The following is an 18,346-nucleotide window of genomic DNA, read 5'->3' as shown; positions in this document are numbered from 1 at the left end:
AAAACACCCGATAAATTTATTTTTCAGACTTGTCCGAAACGAAATTTTCCTTTCCGAACAGGCAGTTGTACTGAAGTATTTTGTAGTTTGCGATTTCCTCGTCCGTAATGCTTTCGTACGGCGCATAGTCGCCGTTTTCGTCGCAGACGCTTGTATGCTGATAAACCGTGTGCTTGGTGTAAAATTCGTCAAAAAACGAAAAATGCCACGGCACATTTTTTAAATTTGCCATTTTCACGGTGTTCACGCCGAGATACTGCGGACCGACGCGTTTTTTCAGGTCAAACTGTGAGATGTCGAAATTTGCCCACACAATGTACGGTGTTTCGTACATATTCGGGTTTTGCTCGGTGCTGTCGCCTTTCATAAATCCGAGCGACTTAAAGGTTGAGCTGTTAATTCCCAAAAACGGCAGATGGTCGCCGTACATAACGATAAGCACAGGCTCTTTTTGCTTTTTAAAATAATCGACAAGGTGCATAAACGCTTTGTCAATGTCGTAAATTCCCTGCACCGCCTCGCGCAGTCCCGACAAATCCTCGGCGGAAAGCGCGTCGCTGTTCACCTCGACGTCGTAGCTTCCGTAGCGCGGAACGAGATAATTTCCGTGGTTCTGCATACTCACCGCATACAAAAACAGCGGTTTGTCAATGCTCTGCTCGTATTTTTCTATAATCTGCTCGGATAAGTACATATCCGAAATGTACGTTCCCTTTTTAACGGGATTTTCAAGGTCGGTGTAACCCAAAAGACGGTCAAATCCCATAAGCGGATAAGCCTTGCTTCGGTTGTAGAAATTTTTGTCGTAAGTGTGGATTGCAAGCGCGTTGTAGCCGTTGTCCTTAAAAATGCGCGCGAGCGAATATATGGGTTTTCGCACGTACTGACTGTAGGGATAACCGCCCTCGGGCAAAAGATTTGTCGATAAAAACGTCAAATATTCAAATTCGGGAATACAGGTGTTGCACCCGAACGACGGCGACACCATATCGCCGAAATAGTATTTTTCGCCCAGTGCGCGGATATTTTTCATCGGGTCCTCGCTCATTGTGACGTTTTCAAGTTTTGTCGGGTCCCACCAGCTTTCGCACTGTATGGCAATGACGTTGACCTTCGTTTTGTCCTTCGCCGCGTTTACGTCCATAACCGCGTAGGTATCGGCAAGATTTGCGAGCGTTTCTTTTGAATATCCGTCGGGTTTTTCCACCGTAAGTTCCCCTATTCTCGGGAAAAACGTCAGAATAAATCCGTTTGAAAAATAGTTGTTTGCCGAGTCGAACCCCGAAATTTTGCAGTCGATTTTGGGGAGAATTGTGTATTTGAAATATTTGTCATAGCACACAAGATGAAACATTGCGCTGAAAAATACCGATGCGAGAACAAGGCTGCGGAAGTATCTTTTTATATTAAATTTTTTCTTTCTGCGAAGATACAAAAACGCGCTCGTGTAAATGATTGCGTGCAGTGCAAAAAGGGTAATTCCGAGCGACAGATACGGTTTTATCGGGAGTTTTACAAATCCCGAAATTTTGCCGAGCTGCGACGCCATAACAAAGTCAATCGGCAAAAGGGGCGAGTTTGTTATGCTCATCATAACCGACGACGCGGCGGCGAGGAACACGAAAACAAAATTTGAAACGTAAAAACCTATAAGTCTGTTTGAAAAAAGCGAGGCGAAAAAGAACAGCGCCGAGCCGAAAAATACGCACGACAAAAGCACCTTTGCGGTGAAAAACACAAAGGTTTCCTTAGTGATGTGGTGATACGGAAGCTGAAGAATATGAAGAATTAACACGGTGATAAACGGGCTTAAAAAGAAGTAAATCTTTTCAAAATCCGCCTTTTTTCTGCCGGTTTTTACTAATATTTCAGCCGTTGTATTTTTATTTTCCGCGGCGGTTTTTTCCGCCGTTAAGGTTTGCGGCATTGTTTTTGTCCTCCAATTTATTTTAACACCGAATTATAACACAAATTGAAGATAAAGTCAATATATCGCAAAATTCCTGCATCATTCCAAAACGTTTTCGCAAATTCTGCGCGCGAACGCCTCGGTTTTTGCGTCAACCTCCGACAAAACGTATCTTTTTTCCGAACCGCCCGACTTTAACAATTCCAGCGCAACGCACAATTCTTTTAAAATTTTGATATTGTCCAACAGGTCAACTCCCGCCGCACTGCTCAAAATCTCGATATTCGCCTTATCCGACGCGATAAGATACGGCGCGAGAGGCATAAGACACGGATTTTTTTCGTACAGCGCGCGCCCCGTGCCCTTTGAAAATCCCAAAATGCTGTTTAAATAAAAATTTTGAAAACCGCTTTTGTTTTCTTCGTCCAAAAGCGAAAATATCCGCGATTTTATTTTTCTTCCGCGGTGCTTGAAATCGGTGTGCAAAACGCTTGTAAAAAGCGTCTGCGAAAGGATTTCGGGCGCGTTTTTGCAAAGATTTTTTTCGTTTCCCGAAAGAAAAACAAACGCGTTTTCGCAAAACGGCAGAATTTTAAGCGCGCACAAAATGTCGTCATAAAAATTTTCACTGCGCACAATCGGGCAGACGTACAGCGTTTCACCGCCGTTTTGTGACGCAAAAAAGCTTGCCGTGTCCTTTGCCGACGGGAAAAACGAATGAAATTCGCAAAAGTATGATATTTCACCTTTTTTAACTTCGTCTTTGCCTCTGCACAAAAAATTTTCCGCATTTTCGGCAAGGGACAACTCGTTTGAAAAAAGCAGTAATTTATATTTTTTCACGGCTTTACACTTCCTATAAAAAGTTTTTACAATTTTAGTAATAAATTTATGCGATATATCCCCGTATATTGCCAAAAATGCCGGTTTTGTATAAAAGTTGCACAAATATTTTGATATATATTTGGATTTTACGTAAATATATGCCAAAATTCTTGACACAATGCGGTTTAAGCTATATAATTGTGTTATAGAATCGGGGGTAATTTGATATGTTACAAAATATGTCAAAATATAACCGCCCGATGTGATATACTTTTAAATTGACGCTTGAAATGCATAACGTAATATACTGCGCATAAATTTTAATAAGAAAGGGGACTAAAGAGGTGGCTGACAAAATTACAAGTGATAATCTAAAACTTTTCTCGTCAGGCAACTGTGATTTTGCGTATGAGTTTTTAGGCTGTCACAAAGAGATAAAGAACAAAAAAGAAGGTTATGTTTTCAGAGTGTGGGCGCCCAATGCAAACAGCGTGAGCATTGCCGGCGAGTTCACCGGCTGGGGAGAAAACCCCGTCAAAATGGAAAAAATAGGATACGGTATTTGGGAGGGTTTTTCGGACAGCGCAAAGCAGTACGATTCTTATAAATACCTTATCGAAAAACCGAACGGCGACACGGTTTACAAAAGCGACCCGTACGGTTATCATACCGAGGTGCGTCCCGGTACGGCAAGCAAGGTTTACGACCTTGAGGGATATAACTGGAAGGACGAGTCCTACAGAAAAGAAGCGGCGAAAAAAAATATTCTGGAGGAGCCGGTTAACATTTACGAGGTTCATCTCGGCTCGTGGAAACGTCACGCGGACGGCAGTTTTTTAACCTTTGACGAGCTTTCAAAAGAGCTTGTTCCGTACGTTAAAAAAATGGGCTACACGCACATTGAGCTTATGCCCGTTTCGGAATATCCGTTCGACCCGTCGTGGGGTTATCAGGTTACAGGCTATTATGCGGTTACTCCGCGCTACGGCACACCTAAAGATTTTATGGCGTTTGTGGACAAGTGCCACGCCGAGGGAATAGGCGTAATTCTCGACTGGGTGGGCGCGCATTTCCCGAAAGACGAAAACGGTTTGTACGAATTTGACGGCACAAGATGCTACGAATATCAGAGCGACCTTAAAAACGAGCACCCCGACTGGAATACGCGTATTTTCGATTACGGCAGGGGCGAGGTTGTGTCGTTCCTTATGTCAAATGCGGTTTTCTGGGTGGATAAATTCCACGTCGACGGCATAAGAGTTGACGCGGTTGCGTCTATGCTCTACCTTGACTACGGCAGACGCGGCGGCGCTTGGCAGCCGAATATCCACGGCGAAAACATCAATCTTGAGGCGGTGGAATTTCTTAAAAAGTTTAACGCCGCGGTGTTTAAAAAGAACAAAAGCGTACTTACAATAGCAGAGGAATCCACGGCGTTTCCGATGGTTACAAAGCCCGGCTACGACGGCGGATTGGGCTTTAATTTCAAGTGGAATATGGGCTGGATGAACGATATGCTCCGTTATATGTCGCTCGACCCGCTCTTTAGGAAAAACAACCATAATAACCTCACTTTTTCGCTTACTTATGCGTTTTCCGAGAATTTCATACTTCCGCTTTCGCACGACGAGGTTGTGCACGGAAAATGCTCGATGATAAACAAAATGCCGGGTGAGTATGAGGATAAATTCAGCAATTTGAGGGCGTTTTACGCATATATGATTGCGCACCCCGGCAAAAAGCTGATGTTTATGGGCGACGAATTTGCGCAGTTTATAGAATGGGATTTCGCGAAAGAACTTGACTGGTTCATTCTCGATTACGATTTGCATAAAAAAATGCAGAATTACGTTAAGGATTTGAATAAATTCTATCTTGACAATGCGCCGTTATGGGAAAACGATACCGACTGGTCGGGATTTTCGTGGATTGCGTGCGACGACTACGAAAAAAGTATCGTGTCGTTCAGACGAATTGACAAAAACGGCAATGAACTTGTTGTTGTGTGCAATTTCTGCCCCGTAGAGAGGACAAACTACCGTATCGGCGTGCCGTATGAGGGCAAATATACGCAGGTGTTCTCGTCCGACGCGAGAAAATACGGCGGCGAAACCGCGCGTCTTAAATCGTATAAGAGCGAGAGCGAGCCTATGCACGGCTTTGAAAACAGTGTCGTTCTCACTATCGCGCCTATGTCGGTGACGTTTTATAAAATTGAGAAAAAGGTGCATAAGCCGAAAAAAGAAAAAACCGTCAAAGAGAAAGTTATAAAAGAGAAAGCTTCAAAAAAATCCGAGATTAAAGCCGAAACTGTAAAGAGCGTCAAAAAGGCAAAAGCGGAGATTAAGGCGGAGGTTAAAAAAGAAGAAAAAAACGAGGTCAAAGCTGAAGTTAAAACGGCAAAAACGGCGGAAAAAGCGGTTAAAGAGGTGAAAACCGAAGTAAAAGCGGAGATTAAACCCGAACCGAAAACGGAAACCGAAGTTAAAGCCGAGGCTAAAAAGACGGTAAAAGCAAAAAAGACCAAAAAGAAAAAATAAATTTTAATAAAATAAAAATCAATAAAACCGATGCAAAACCACTTGATTTATGACATTTTATTATTGCACTCACAAAATTGATTACAAAGGAAATCTTAAAAACCCAAAGGGGAAAAAGCAAAAATTCAACTTGATTTTCAAAAATTATTATAAACGTGGGGTGTTAAAAATGCTGAGCAGGAGAAAAGAATGTATCGCAATGCTGCTCGCCGGAGGACAAGGCAGCAGATTGAAGGTTTTAACCGAGCAGACCGCAAAACCTGCGGTTCCGTTCGGAGGCAAATACAGAATTATTGATTTTCCGCTTTCAAACTGTGTAAATTCGGGTATAGATACGGTGGGAATTTTAACCCAGTATCAGCCTCTCGAGTTAAACAGTTATATCGGAAACGGCAGACCGTGGGGACTTAACCGAAACTTCGGCGGCGCGCACATTTTGCCGCCGTATTCAAAGAGCAAAAAGAGCGAATGGTATAAGGGCACGGCAAATGCGATTTATCAGAATATTCATTTTATAGATTTGTTCAATCCCGAGTACGTGCTTGTTTTGTCGGGCGACCATATATACAAAATGGATTATGCAAAAATGCTTGATTTCCACAAGGAGAAAAAAGCCGACTGCACAATCGCGGTTATAGACGTTCCTCTTTCCGAAGCGTCGCGTTTCGGCATTATGACGGCGGACAAAGAGGACAAAATTACAAAATTTGAGGAAAAACCCAAAAAGCCCGACAGCACAAAAGCGTCGATGGGCATATATATCTTCAACTGGAAGATTTTGAAAAGCTATCTTATAGAGGATGAGGAAAACCCCAAATCGTCAAACGACTTCGGAAAGGACGTTATCCCGAAAATGCTCGCGGACAAGGCTAAAATGTACGCATATTCGTTTGACGGCTACTGGAAAGACGTGGGAACCATTAAAAGCCTTTGGGAGGCAAATATGGACCTCCTCGACCCCGAGAGCGGAATTAAAATTAAAGACTCAAAATCGCGTATTTATGCGCGAAACTACGCGTCGCCCCCGAGCTTTGTGTCAAAGAGCGCCGAGGTTGAAAATTCGTATATCGCCGAGGGCTGCTTAATTAAAGGCAAGGTTAAAAACAGCATAATTTTCACAGGCTGTGTTATAGACGAATATGCCGAAGTTACCGACAGCGTGGTTATGCCGAACACAAAAATTTTGTCGGGTGCGTCGGTGAAATATTCCATAATCGGCGAAAACGTGCTTGTCGGCGGAAACGCGAAAATCGGCGGCGACCCCAAGGATTACCTTGAAAACGAATGGGGCATCAGCGTTGTGGGCAAGGATAAAGCAATCGAGGCAGAACAAACGGTTCTCCCCGACGAAATTATATAAGGGGGCGTCTTTACAATGAAAATGGTAGGAATTATTTTTTCAAATATTTACGACAACACCTTAGGCGAGCTTACAAAAAAGAGAACTGTTGCGTCGGTGCCGTTCGGCGGACGTTACAGACAAATAGACTTTGTATTGTCGAATATGGTAAATTCGGGAATTACAACAACGGGAATTATCACAAAATATCATTATCAGTCGCTTATGGACCATCTCGGAACGTCGAGCGAGTGGGATTTGGACAGAAAAAACGGAGGACTTTTCATCATTCCGCCGTTTGCCGATAAAAGCACCGAGGTTTACAAGGGCAAAATCGAAGCGCTCTACGGCGCGCTTTCCTTCCTCAAAAAAGCCGAGGGTGACTATGTTGTTATGTCCGACTCGGTTAACGTGTGCAATATCGACTATGAGGACGTTTTGGAGTCGCATATTAAATCGGGCGCGGATATTACGGTGGTTGCAAGCAAGGAGAAAGAGCCGAGCGAGGACAGAAAAATTCTTCTTAAAACCGACGAAAACAGCCGTGCATCCGAGGTTGTTATCGACTGCATACCGGCAGGCGGCGATTTTGTGGGTATGGGAATGTTTATTCTCGACAGAAAAATGCTTATAGATTTGGTTGAAAGATGCGTCGCAAAAGGATTTTATCACTTTGAGCGCGACTATCTCCAGCCGAATTTCAACAGCGGAAAAGTGAGCATAAACGTTTACGAATTCAAAGGCGTTGTTTTGCGCAACACCAGCGTTGCGTCGTATTTTAAAAACAATTTCAAGCTTCTTGACTGCGACGTGCGCAAAAATATATTCAATCCGCGTGCGCCTATTTATACAAAGGTGCGCGACGAGGCGCCGACCTATTACGGCAAAAATTCGCTTGTTGACGACTGCCTTGTTGCCGACGGCTGTGTTATTAACGGCAATGCCGAGGGGTGCGTCATCTTCCGTGATGTTGAAATCGAAGAGGGCGCGGAGGTTAAAAATTCGGTTATTATGCAGGGTGTAAAAATCGGAAAAGGCAGTAAAATAGAGAATGTTATTCTCGATAAAGACGTTGAAATCGGCAGCGAACGCACGCTTATAGGCGCGCATACGTCACCGCTCATCATCAGCAAAGGCGAAAAAATTTAGGCTTTTTGAAAAGGGGTATCAGGTATTGAACATTTTATTTGCGGCGTCCGAGGCGGCGCCCTTTATAAAGACGGGAGGACTGGGCGACGTTGCGCAGTCCCTTCCCCAACAGCTTGAAAAGGACGAAAATATCGAAGTCCGCGTGGTTATTCCGTATTATAAATCCATAAAGGAAAACCCGAATTTCAAAGTTAGTTTTTTAACCAGCTTCGGCGTTGACCTTGCGTGGAGGAGAGTGCACGTAGGCGTTTTCACCGCGGTGTATAAGGGTGTGACATACTATCTTGTGGACAACGAATTTTATTTTTACCGCGACGGGTGCTACGGATATTATGACGACGGCGAGCGTTTTGCATATTTTTCAAAGGCGATTTTGGAAATGCTTATGCACATCGACTTTGCGCCCGATATTATCCATATAAACGACTGGCAGACCGCGCTTGTTCCGGCATTCCTTCGCGCGCAGTATTGCCATATGCAGAAATATTCGCATATAAGAACGGTGCTCACAATTCATAATATCGAGTATCAGGGCAAGGTGCCGAACGAGTTTTTGTCATATGTTCTCGGTATGGACGAGGGTATGCGCAACGTGCTTACCTACGGCGATTGTTTGAACTTTTTGAAAAGCGCGATTGTGCTTTGCGACAAAATCACAACCGTGTCGAAAACTTATTCTTTTGAAATCCGATACGCGTATTATGCGCACGGACTGGAAAAAATTCTTGAAGAAAATTCATATAAACTGTGCGGAATTACAAACGGCATAAACACCGATATTTTCAATCCGAATAAGGATAAAAATATTTATGTGAACTATAAAGCCGGCGAGGTGCTTAAAAAGCAGGATAACAAGCTCGCGCTCCAAAAGGATTTGGGACTTGAGCAAAATCCCGATATTCCTATGGTTTCTATGATTACGCGCCTTGTTTCGCATAAAGGTCTTGACCTTGTGGAGTGCGTGTCCAAAGAGATTATGGATTTGGGCGTGCAGTTTGTAATTGTCGGCACGGGCGACGAGAAATATGAAAACCATTTCCGACATATGGCATATGTTTACCCCGGAAAAGTTTCGGCGAACATTAAGTTTGACACCGCGCTTGCAAGCAAGGTTTATGCAGGTTCTGACATTTTCTTAATGCCGTCAAAGAGCGAGCCGTGCGGACTTTCACAGCTTATCGCAATGCGCTACGGCACAATTCCCGTGGTGCGCGAAACGGGCGGTCTTTTCGATACCGTTCCGGCGCTCAATACCGATACTCTCGAAGGACGCGGATTTACGTTTAAGGTGTATAACGCGCACGATATGCTCGACGCGGTGCGCCGTGCGGTGGATTTTTATCACGATAAGGTTAAATATACAAAAGTTGTCAAAAATATTATGAAGTACGATTGCAGCTGGAAAAAAGCCGCGTCGGAATATATCAATGTTTATGGCAGCATCATATAATACAACAGATAAAGGGGGAATTTTAATGAACTACAAAAAAGACGAAGTAACAAATCTCCTTAATACAAAATGTATGAACGTTTTCGGCTGCTCAATAGACGACGCAACCGAAAAACAGGCGTATAAGACGCTTTGTTATGTCGTTAAGGATTTGCTTGCCGAAAAAAGGAGCAAATTTGCAAAACAGTATAAGGAAAAAGAGGGCAAACAGGTTTATTATATGTCGATGGAGTTCCTTGTTGGAACGTCGCTCCGCAACAACCTCTATAACCTCGGAATGGAAAGCGTTTTCAAAAGCGCGCTGAAGCAGAAGAAAATTGACATCAATTCGCTCTATGCAATGGAGCCGGACGCAGGCCTCGGCAACGGCGGTCTGGGACGTTTGGCATCTTGCTATATGGACGCTATGACAAGCCTCGGAATGATGGGCACGGGCTTTTCTATCCGCTACGAATTCGGTATTTTCAAGCAGAAAATCGTTGACGGCTGGCAGATGGAATTTCCCGACAACTGGCTTGAAATGGGCGACGTTTGGCTTAACAGGCGCGAGGACGAATCTTTTATCATAAAATTCGGCGGAACTTTAAAAGAAGAGTGGACCGACGGAAAATTGAAGGTTACGCACGAAAACTATCAGCCCGTTATGGCTGTGCCGTACGATATGTATATTTCGGGTTACGACACCGACGCGGTGAACAAGCTCGTTTTGTGGAGCGCAAAATCGCCCAACAACCTTGATATGACGGCATTTTCGCGCGGTGAATACGTTCGTTCGCTCGAGGAAAACACAATGGCAGAGGTAATTTCAAAAATTCTCTATCCTGCCGACGACCATATCGAGGGCAAACGTTTGAGAATAAAACAGCAGTACCTTTTGGTGTCCGCGTCGCTTCAAAGCATACTTTTGAAACATATCAAAAAGTATAAAACGCTGGATAATCTTCCCGACAAGGTTGCAATCCATATCAACGATACCCACCCTGCGCTCTGCGTGCCCGAGCTTACGAGAATTCTCATAGACGAGTACGGCTATGACTGGGATAAAGCGTGGGATATTGTGACGCGCACGCTCACATACACAAATCATACCGTTATGAGCGAGGCGCTCGAACGCTGGCCCGAAAGCCTGTTTTCCGCGGAACTTCCGCGAATTTATCAGATTGTGCTCGAAATCAACCGCCGTCTGGTGCAGAAACTCAACGAAGTTTACCCGGGCGATATTGCGAAAATCGAGTATATGTCGCCCGTTGCGCACGGCGAAGTGCGTATGGCAAACCTCTGCCTTGCGGCGTGCCATAAGGTCAACGGCGTGTCAAAACTGCACAGCGATATTCTGATAAACAGCATTTTTAAAGATTATTACAATATCGAACCCGACAAATTTACAAACGTTACAAACGGCATTGCGTACAGAAGATGGCTTTGCCAGTCCAACCCCGAGCTTGCGTCGCTTATAAAGAACCTTATCGGCGACAAATTCGTTCACGACGCAACCGCGCTTGAAGGACTTTTGAAGTATAAAGGCGACAAAAACGTGCTTGAGTCATTGCAGAAAATCAAGCTTGTCAAAAAACAGGCGCTCGCAAAATACATCTCGCACGCAAACGGCATAAACGTTGACCCGTCGTCCATTTTCGACGTGCAGATTAAGCGTCTGCACGAGTATAAACGCCAGCTTTTGAATGTTTTGCAGATTTTGCATATGTATAACGTGATTAAGGATAACCCCAACGCGGACATCACGCCGAGAACCTTTGTTTTCGCGGCGAAAGCGTCGGCAGGTTATATGATGGCGAAACAGATTATCCGCCTTATCTCGGCGGTTGCCGACCTTGTTGACTCCGACGCGGCAGTGCGCGATAAAATCAAAGTTGTGTTTATTGAAGATTACAAAGTTTCGCTTGCGGAAATCATCATTCCCGCGGCGGAAATTTCGGAGCAGATTTCCATTGCCGGCAAAGAGGCGTCGGGCACGGGAAATATGAAACTTATGATAAACGGCGCGGTTACGCTCGGTACGCTGGACGGCGCGAACGTTGAAATCTGCGAGCAGGTCGGAAAGGACAACATTTTCCTTTTCGGTATGACGGCGCCCGAGGTTGAGGAACTTTGGAGAAAGGGTTACAACCCGAATTTCTTTGTTACACCCGAGCTTAAAAGAGTGCTTGATATGCTCACGTCGGGTATTCTCGGCACGCGTTTCGAAGATATTTCAAAATCTCTCCTCACAAATTCGTTCGGCACGGCGGACGCGTATATGACAATCGCGGATTTCGAGTCGTACAGACAGGCGCAGGAAAGAGTCGGCAAAGAGTATCTTAACAGGGATAAATTCACCGATATGTCGCTCGTTAATATCGCAAAAGCCGGTATTTTCTCGGCAGACCGCGCAGTGAAAGAATATGCGGATAATATCTGGAATATAAAATTATAATGTTGCATATTTAAAATAATTTAAACGGGGCGGTGTTTGCACCGCCCTGAAAATTTTCGCCAAAGGAAAAATTATGAGAATACTATTCGACAGCAAAAACGAATTTTACAAATCGCCGTTCGGCTCGCTTAAAACCGACGAAAAATGCACAATACGCATAAAAATCCCAAAAAACTGCGAAACGCAGAAATGCTTCCTCATTTTGGAGCGAAACGACGGATTTTTTATGCAGCAGCCTCTCTCGGATAAAAAAGACGGCGGCGCATATGAAATTTTTTCGGGCGAATTTGCGCTCGCGTTCTGCGGACTTTACCGCTATTATTTCAAAATAGAAACGCGCACTTCGTCGTTTAACCTTTTCAAATACGGCACGGGCGACACGAACATTTCCGAGGGCTCAAAATGGCAGGTCACCTGCTATGACGCGTCCTGCGATACGCCCGAATTTTTTAAAGGAAAGGTGTATTATCAAATTTTTCCCGACAGATTTTTTGAAGGCAAGCGAAAATCTCCGGTAACCGGCAAGCTTGAGCCGTACACGGTTCATATGTCAAAATCCGACGTTCCCGTATTTTTGCCCGACGAAAACGGCGAAATTTTAAACAACGATTTCTTCGGCGGAAATTTGTGCGGTATACGCGAAAAACTCGGCTATATAAAGTCGCTCGGCGCGGGTGTTATCTACATCAATCCGATATTTTTTGCATATTCAAACCACCGATACGACACCGCCGATTACAAAAAAATCGACCCTATGCTGGGGGACGACTCCGATTTTTCCGAGCTTTGCGAAAGTGCGCACAAAATGGGAATTAAAATTATAATCGACTGTGCGTTTTCGCACACGGGCAGTAACAGTATCTATTTTGACAAAAAGAAAATCTTCGGAAACGGCGCGTACAGCAACGAAAATTCGCCGTACCGCGACTGGTATTCGTTCTCGGAATACCCCGAAAAATATACGTCCTGGTGGGGCATTGACACCCTCCCGTGCGTGAATGAATTAAATCCCGATTTTATGAATTATATCATCTTTGACGAAAATTCGGTTCTTGCAAAATGGCTCAATCTCGGCGCGGACGGTGTTCGTCTTGACGTTGCGGACGAGCTTCCCGACGAGTTTATCGCATCTCTTACAAAGCGCGTCAAAGAGATAAAAAGCGACGCTCTCGTTATGGGCGAGGTGTGGGAGGACGCGTCGAACAAAGAAAGCTACGGCGTTCTGCGCAAATATTTCTCACATTCCGAGCTTGACTCGGTGATGAATTATCCGTATCAGAACGCGCTTATCGGCTTTGCAAACGGCACTGTTAACGGTTTTGCGTTTGCCGACACCGTTATGACCATTGCGGAAAACTATCCGAAACCCGTTCTCGACTGCGTGATGACCAGCCTTTCCACGCACGATACGCTCCGTATTTTAAACGCGCTTATGCCGAATATGCCTCATATTTCAAAAGAGGAAAAATCGGTGTATAAGCTTAATTCCGAGGACCGAAAAATCGCGCTGTCAAGGGAAAAACTGTGCGCCGCACTTCAGTTTGCACTCCCCGGCTGTGCGTGCATTTACTACGGCGACGAGGCAGGTATGGAGGGTTTTGAGGACCCGTTCAACCGCGCGTTTTACCCGTGGGGAAATGAAGATACCGACCTTGTCGAGTATTATAAAACCCTTGCAAAGCTTAAAAATTCGCACACCGCACTGCAAACGGGAAAAATTTCGTTCACGTGGCAAAACCGAACGAATTTCGGCTTTACGCGCGAGGACGAAAACGAAAATATTCTTGTCTGCGCAAATGTTGACGACGACCCGCTGTTTGTCACTTGTGACGAGCCGGGAATTATCTTCTCGGTTGGGTGCACCTACGACGGCGAACGTCTGACGGTATCGAAAAACGGCGCTGCGATGATAGGCATCAGAGGATCGAACCCCGTGTGGTTTAAATAGGCAAATTTTCCAAAATACCGCGTTGAAAAGCTGTGTTATACGTCAGCCTTTCGAGGACGACAAGCCGAAAAGGCATGAAATTTTTAAAATGCAAGGCATACGGGGTTCGATCCTCTGATGCCTAGCCGAAATTAAAAATAAATAACAAACATAATGCACTGTAAAAAATCATATATATTTACTATTTAAGTGGTAAGCAGGTGATTTTTGCGGTGCATTTTTTAAGGAGAAAATATGCCACCCTGTGCGCGCTTGCGCTTTTTGCAATCTTTTCGCTTTTCGCCGTGTTCAACCGTGACGAAACCGCGGTGGAAACGGGCGGAGATTACATAAAATGGGTGGATTTTTCAATTACAAACGAGGCAATGACAAAGGCGTACAAATACGACGTGAAAACCGCCGGCGATGACAATCATATCGACTGGATAACGCTCCTCGCGCTTTGCGGTGAAAAGTGCGGAGGAAATTTCAAAAATTTCAATTTATCGTATATGGACAAATGCGCCGAGCTTTTAAAATCGGGCAAAACGGCGGAGGAAATATGTCAAAACGCTAAATATTTCAACTATTATAAAGAGGCTTACGACGGTGTGCTGGGCGGATTTGTGGGGACGTATTACATAAAAAAAGACGGCGAATGGTGCGAAAACTACGGACTTAAAGCGTTTTCGCCCGTTGCCGCCGGCTACGGATTTTCGCATTACCGCGATTTCGGCAGCAGCCGCACCTACGGATTTAAGCGCAAACACCTCGGCAACGACCTGATGGGCGGTATCGGCACGCCGATAATCTGCGTGGAGAGCGGAACGGTGGAGGCTATGGGCTGGAACCGATACGGAGGCTGGCGCGTCGGAATACGCAGTTTCGACCGCAAACGCTACTATTATTATGCGCATCTCCGCAAGGATTTTCCCTTTAATACGCACCTTAAAGAGGGTGACACGGTTGCCGCCGGCGAGGTTATAGGGTATCTCGGAATGACGGGCTACAGCACAAAAGAAAACGTCAACAACATCAACATTGCGCATTTGCACTTTGGTATGCAGATAATTTTTGACGAGGTGCAAAAGGACGGCAACAACGAAATCTGGATTGACGTGTATGAAATTACAGAATTTCTGAATAAAAATAAGTCGGCGGTGGAAAAACCGAAAGACGATAAAAATTACAGGCGGAAAACCGAGTTTTATGAGAGATTATTAACGGAAAACGGCGGGGGCGGTTGAAAATATGTCGAGTAAAAATGTGGTTTTGTCGCTTTTGTGTGCAATTATGCTGGTTTGCTATTCCCTTTGCGCTTACGTTTCGCAAAAGGAAGTTTTGACCGTTGCCGAGCGTGACGGAATACGGCTTCCGATTGTGATGTATCACCTAGTTTTGGACGACGACAAACGGCTCGGAAAGTTTATCGTTTCGCCCGATGAACTTCGGCGCGATATGCAGTATTTAAAGGATAAAGGCTATACGACGGTCGTTTTTGCCGACCTTGTTAACTATGTTGAAAACGGCGCGCCCTTGCCCGAAAAGCCGATTATGCTCACGTTTGACGACGGATATTACAACAATTATCTGTTTGCCTATCCCATTTTGAAGGAGTTCGGGTTTAAGGCGGTGCTGTCGGTTATCGGCATACAGAGCGAGAAATATTCGCAAAACGGCGAGCGGAGCAAGTATTATTCGCATATGACGTGGGACGATATAAAAACGAGCAGTGACGTTTTTGAAATTCAAAATCATTCGTACAATCTGCACAGCTTTGACAAATCGCGGAGCGGTGCGAAAAAGCAAAAGGGTGAGGGCAGTGAGGCGTATCAGAAAATGCTTTATGCCGATTTGATGAAAAACCAACAGCTTATAAAGGAAAAAACGGGTATAGACGTTGATGTTTTCACATTTCCGTTCGGGTCGATGTGCACCGACGCGCACACGGTGGTGAAAGAAAGGCTCGGATACAAAGGCAGTCTGTCGTGCGAGGAGGGCATAAATTTCATCACGCGCGACAAGGATTGTCTGTATAAATTAAAGCGTTATAACCGCGCGGACGGACGCTCAAGCGAAGAATTTTTCGCGTTCGCGCCGTAAAAAATCATAAGAAAACCCCTGTTTTGCACATTGCAAAAACGGGGGTTTTTACGCAAAATAAAACGGCATAGATTTCTATGCCGTTTTTGACGTTTTTAAAATGTGAAATTTATCTCTGTACGCGTCCGCTTCCGTCGCCGCCCATAAGGTTTTTAACTTCGTCAAGGGTAGCCTCGTTGAAGTCGTGCTCGATTGTGTGTTTGAGGCACGATGCCGCAACCGCAAATTCGATAGCATCCTGACCGTTGTAACCCTCTCTGAGAGCGTAAATCAAGCCGCCGCCGAAACTGTCGCCGCCGCCCACTCTGTCAACAATGCGGATAAGATAGTTCTTCGAGAAGAACACATCACCGTTCTGATAGAGCATAGCAGCCCAGTTGTTGTCGCTCGCCGAAATACTTCCGCGGAGTGTGATTGCAACTGTGGGGATATTGAATTTTTTGGAAAGTGTTTCCGCAACTTTTATGTAGCCGTCTTTTGAAAGAGTACCGCCTGTGATGTCGGTGTTTTCAGCCTTTATGCCGAATACCTTTTCACAGTCCTCCTCGTTTGCGATTGCAACGTCAACATATTCCATAAGACCTGCCATAACCTTGCCGGCTTTTTCGCTTGTCCAAAGATTTTTTCTGAAGTTGAGGTCACAGCTTACTGTGATGTTTTTAGCTTTTGCCGCTTTAACCGCGTCGAGGCAGATAGCCGCGCAGTTGTCCGAAAGCGCCGGTGTAATTCCCGTAAAGTGGAACCAGTCCGCGCCGTCCAAAATTTTATTCCAGTCAAAATCAGACTGTTCAGCCATCGAAATAGCCGAGTATTTTCTGTCGTAAATAACCTTCGACGCTCTCTGCGACGCGCCTTTTTCGCAGAAATAAAGACCGAGTCTTTCACCGCCGATGACAACGTCGGAGGTGTCAACGTCGTGAGCTTTAAGCTCTCTTAAAGCCGATTTTGCAATGTCGTTTGCAGGCACTTTTGTAACGTACGACGCGTCAACGCCGTAATTTGCGAGCGATACCGCAACGTTAGCCTCACCGCCGGCATACGAAATTTCAAATTCACGTGCCTGAACAAATCTCTGATATCCGGGAGGGTTTAAACGTCCCATAATTTCACCGAAGCATACTACTTTCATACCTTAAATCTCTCCTTTGTAAATATATATTTCAGGCATAGAAATTTTAAAAAATTTCTATGCCGGGAAATCAAATATTATCAATAAAGTGTGTCTGTGTACCACAGGTTAAAGAACGGCATTTTTGCAAGCGACACGATAAACAGCGCGATAAGTGCTGCCGCAATCACCAAAAATGCGATTATAACAATGTTCTGCACCGTTTTGGAAACCGAAATTTTCTGCCAGAACGAATGATACGCAAAACTCAAAACCCAGTAAAGCACAATCAGCGCGATTGCAACGATTGCCGCGTGTTTTGCAGGGATAAACGGTATTCCGCGCATTGCAAAAAAGCAGACCGTCAAAACCGAGCACAAAAGCGAGTATTCAACGAAAAATTCGCTTTTTTTGATGGCGATAACCGCAAAAACCGCCGCGCACGCAAAGCTTGCAAAGCTTAAAATCAACAGCGTGTTGTAAAGAGGCAGAATTGCGCCCATTTGCCCGAAAAGACGGGTGTAAACGAAAAATATAAACGTCAAAAGCGCCATGCTTACCACAGTAGACAACAGCATCGCGTTGGAATGTTTTTCTTCAATAACACTTCTTCTTGTATTATCCATTTTTTTCTCCTTACATATTAAATATGTGTTGAAAATTAAAATTTTATTTGTTTTATCTCTCCCAGCCGTCTTTTTCATACATACAAGCCGACAAAACCGCAATCGGCGCGGTTTCGGTGCGCATAATGCGCGGACCGAGCGTGACTGTAAAGACGCCGTTTTCCTTGGCAAAATCGACCTCCGATTGGTCAAATCCGCCCTCGGGACCTATAAAAATTGAAATATTTTTTTCATCTGAATTTTTAAGCACGCTTTTAATCGTGTTCTTTTCTTCGTTTTCATACGGCATAATTTTAAGACTGCCGTTTGCCGACAAAACGGCTTTTTCAAACAAAACGGGCAAATTAACCTCAATGCGCACACCGCGTCCGCATTGCTTTGCCGCCTCGTCCGCAATTTTCTGCCAGCGCGCCCTCTTTTTTTCGCCGTCCGAAATTTTCACAACCGCGCGTTTCGTAACCGTCGGCACAATTTTCACCGCGCCCAGCTCAATGCACTTTTGTATGATGTATTCAAGCTTATCCGACTTCGGCAAGCCCTGATAAATCGTAACGTTAACCGGCGGTTCAAACGCATTTTTATGCGACGATTCGATTTTTAATACCGCCTCGTTTTCGCAAAGCGAAACAATTTCGCAGATGTAATCGATGCATTTAAAATCGCACACCGTCACCCTGTCGCCCTCTTTAAGGCGCAGAACTTTTTTCATGTGTTTCACGTCATCGCCCGAAATAACTGCTTTATTTTCGCTCTGATAAACGTTTTCGGTATAAAATCTGTGCAATTTATCTACCTTCCTGACAAAAATTCAAAAATTCACATCTACTATTCTAACATATTTTTACCATATAATCAAGCAGTTTTTGCAATTTTGTTCAATTTTCATTCTTTTAAAAAAATTTTTTGAAATATTTCAAATTTTTTATCAGGATATAA

General features: G+C 44.6%; 13 protein-coding genes. 8 read left to right on the top strand and 5 right to left on the bottom strand.

Annotated elements, in window-relative coordinates; all coding sequences use genetic code 11:
• Window positions 1-16: 16 nt before the first annotated feature.
• Window positions 17-1,927 (bottom strand): LTA synthase family protein, encoded by a 1,911-nt coding sequence (locus tag H8706_RS07560; protein WP_262432135.1) that lies wholly within the window; start codon window positions 1,925-1,927, stop codon window positions 17-19.
• An 81-nt stretch (window positions 1,928-2,008) separates the two neighbouring features.
• A complete protein-coding gene (locus tag H8706_RS07555) occupies window positions 2,009-2,752 on the bottom strand; it encodes a hypothetical protein (RefSeq protein ID WP_178348685.1) in 744 nt (247 codons plus the stop codon).
• A gap of 326 nt (window positions 2,753-3,078) precedes the next feature.
• Between H8706_RS07555 and glgB the strand changes: the two genes are divergently transcribed.
• The 8 genes from glgB (at window position 3,079) to H8706_RS07515 (ending at window position 15,676) form a co-directional block, all read left to right on the top strand.
• Window positions 3,079-5,274, top strand: coding sequence for a 1,4-alpha-glucan branching protein GlgB (gene glgB / locus H8706_RS07550; protein WP_262432134.1), 2,196 nt, complete (start codon window positions 3,079-3,081; stop codon window positions 5,272-5,274).
• A gap of 169 nt (window positions 5,275-5,443) precedes the next feature.
• The gene (locus H8706_RS07545) at window positions 5,444-6,634 is read left to right on the top strand and encodes a glucose-1-phosphate adenylyltransferase (RefSeq protein WP_262432133.1); all 1,191 of its coding nucleotides are present in this window, start codon (window positions 5,444-5,446) and stop codon (window positions 6,632-6,634) included.
• Between the two features lie 15 nt (window positions 6,635-6,649).
• The gene (gene glgD / locus H8706_RS07540; protein ID WP_262432132.1) at window positions 6,650-7,762 is read left to right on the top strand and encodes a glucose-1-phosphate adenylyltransferase subunit GlgD; all 1,113 of its coding nucleotides are present in this window, start codon (window positions 6,650-6,652) and stop codon (window positions 7,760-7,762) included.
• Window positions 7,763-7,787: 25 nt separating this feature from the next.
• Window positions 7,788-9,212: a glycogen synthase GlgA gene (gene glgA / locus H8706_RS07535; protein ID WP_262432131.1), complete on the top strand. Its 1,425-nt coding sequence runs from the start codon at window positions 7,788-7,790 to the stop codon at window positions 9,210-9,212.
• A 25-nt stretch (window positions 9,213-9,237) separates the two neighbouring features.
• On the top strand, window positions 9,238-11,646 hold the full coding sequence (locus tag H8706_RS07530) for a glycogen/starch/alpha-glucan phosphorylase (protein ID WP_262432130.1): 2,409 nt from the start codon (window positions 9,238-9,240) through the stop codon (window positions 11,644-11,646).
• A 73-nt stretch (window positions 11,647-11,719) separates the two neighbouring features.
• A complete protein-coding gene (locus H8706_RS07525) occupies window positions 11,720-13,594 on the top strand; it encodes a glycoside hydrolase family 13 protein (RefSeq protein ID WP_262432129.1) in 1,875 nt (624 codons plus the stop codon).
• Window positions 13,595-13,806: 212 nt separating this feature from the next.
• Window positions 13,807-14,820, top strand: a complete 1,014-nt coding sequence (locus H8706_RS07520; RefSeq protein WP_316636735.1) for a M23 family metallopeptidase — start codon at window positions 13,807-13,809, stop codon at window positions 14,818-14,820.
• A gap of 4 nt (window positions 14,821-14,824) precedes the next feature.
• Window positions 14,825-15,676 (top strand): polysaccharide deacetylase family protein, encoded by an 852-nt coding sequence (locus H8706_RS07515; RefSeq protein WP_262432128.1) that lies wholly within the window; start codon window positions 14,825-14,827, stop codon window positions 15,674-15,676.
• A 109-nt stretch (window positions 15,677-15,785) separates the two neighbouring features.
• On the opposite strand, the gene H8706_RS07510 is transcribed toward H8706_RS07515, so the two are convergent.
• The 3 genes from H8706_RS07510 to H8706_RS07500 all read right to left on the bottom strand — a co-directional run bounded on the left by H8706_RS07510 (window position 15,786) and on the right by H8706_RS07500 (window position 18,194).
• Window positions 15,786-16,805 carry a sugar kinase gene (locus tag H8706_RS07510; protein WP_178348677.1) on the bottom strand — a complete coding sequence of 340 codons (1,020 nt, stop codon included), beginning with the start codon at window positions 16,803-16,805 and terminating at the stop codon, window positions 15,786-15,788.
• An 80-nt stretch (window positions 16,806-16,885) separates the two neighbouring features.
• Window positions 16,886-17,410: a hypothetical protein gene (locus H8706_RS07505; RefSeq protein WP_178348676.1), complete on the bottom strand. Its 525-nt coding sequence runs from the start codon at window positions 17,408-17,410 to the stop codon at window positions 16,886-16,888.
• A 52-nt stretch (window positions 17,411-17,462) separates the two neighbouring features.
• Window positions 17,463-18,194 carry a 16S rRNA (uracil(1498)-N(3))-methyltransferase gene (locus H8706_RS07500; protein ID WP_262432127.1) on the bottom strand — a complete coding sequence of 244 codons (732 nt, stop codon included), beginning with the start codon at window positions 18,192-18,194 and terminating at the stop codon, window positions 17,463-17,465.
• Window positions 18,195-18,346: the final 152 nt, after the last annotated feature.

The sequence above is a fragment of the Qingrenia yutianensis genome (genome assembly GCF_014385105.1).
Taxonomy (GTDB): Bacteria; Bacillota; Clostridia; order UMGS1810; family UMGS1810; genus Qingrenia; species Qingrenia yutianensis.
This window is presented reverse-complemented; position numbering and strand designations above follow the sequence as displayed.

Bases quoted from the DNA above. Each gene is read 5' to 3' on its own strand.
- H8706_RS07560 (WP_262432135.1), bottom strand. From the start codon at position 1,927: ATGCCGCAAACCTTAACGGCGGAAAAAACCGCCGCGGAAAATAAAAAT.
- H8706_RS07545 (WP_262432133.1), top strand. From the start codon at position 5,444: ATGCTGAGCAGGAGAAAAGAATGTATCGCAATGCTGCTCGCCGGAGGA.
- glgD (WP_262432132.1), top strand. From the start codon at position 6,650: ATGAAAATGGTAGGAATTATTTTTTCAAATATTTACGACAACACCTTA.
- H8706_RS07530 (WP_262432130.1), top strand. From the start codon at position 9,238: ATGAACTACAAAAAAGACGAAGTAACAAATCTCCTTAATACAAAATGT.
- H8706_RS07525 (WP_262432129.1), top strand. From the start codon at position 11,720: ATGAGAATACTATTCGACAGCAAAAACGAATTTTACAAATCGCCGTTC.
- H8706_RS07515 (WP_262432128.1), top strand. From the start codon at position 14,825: ATGTCGAGTAAAAATGTGGTTTTGTCGCTTTTGTGTGCAATTATGCTG.
- H8706_RS07510 (WP_178348677.1), bottom strand. From the start codon at position 16,805: ATGAAAGTAGTATGCTTCGGTGAAATTATGGGACGTTTAAACCCTCCC.
- H8706_RS07505 (WP_178348676.1), bottom strand. From the start codon at position 17,410: ATGGATAATACAAGAAGAAGTGTTATTGAAGAAAAACATTCCAACGCG.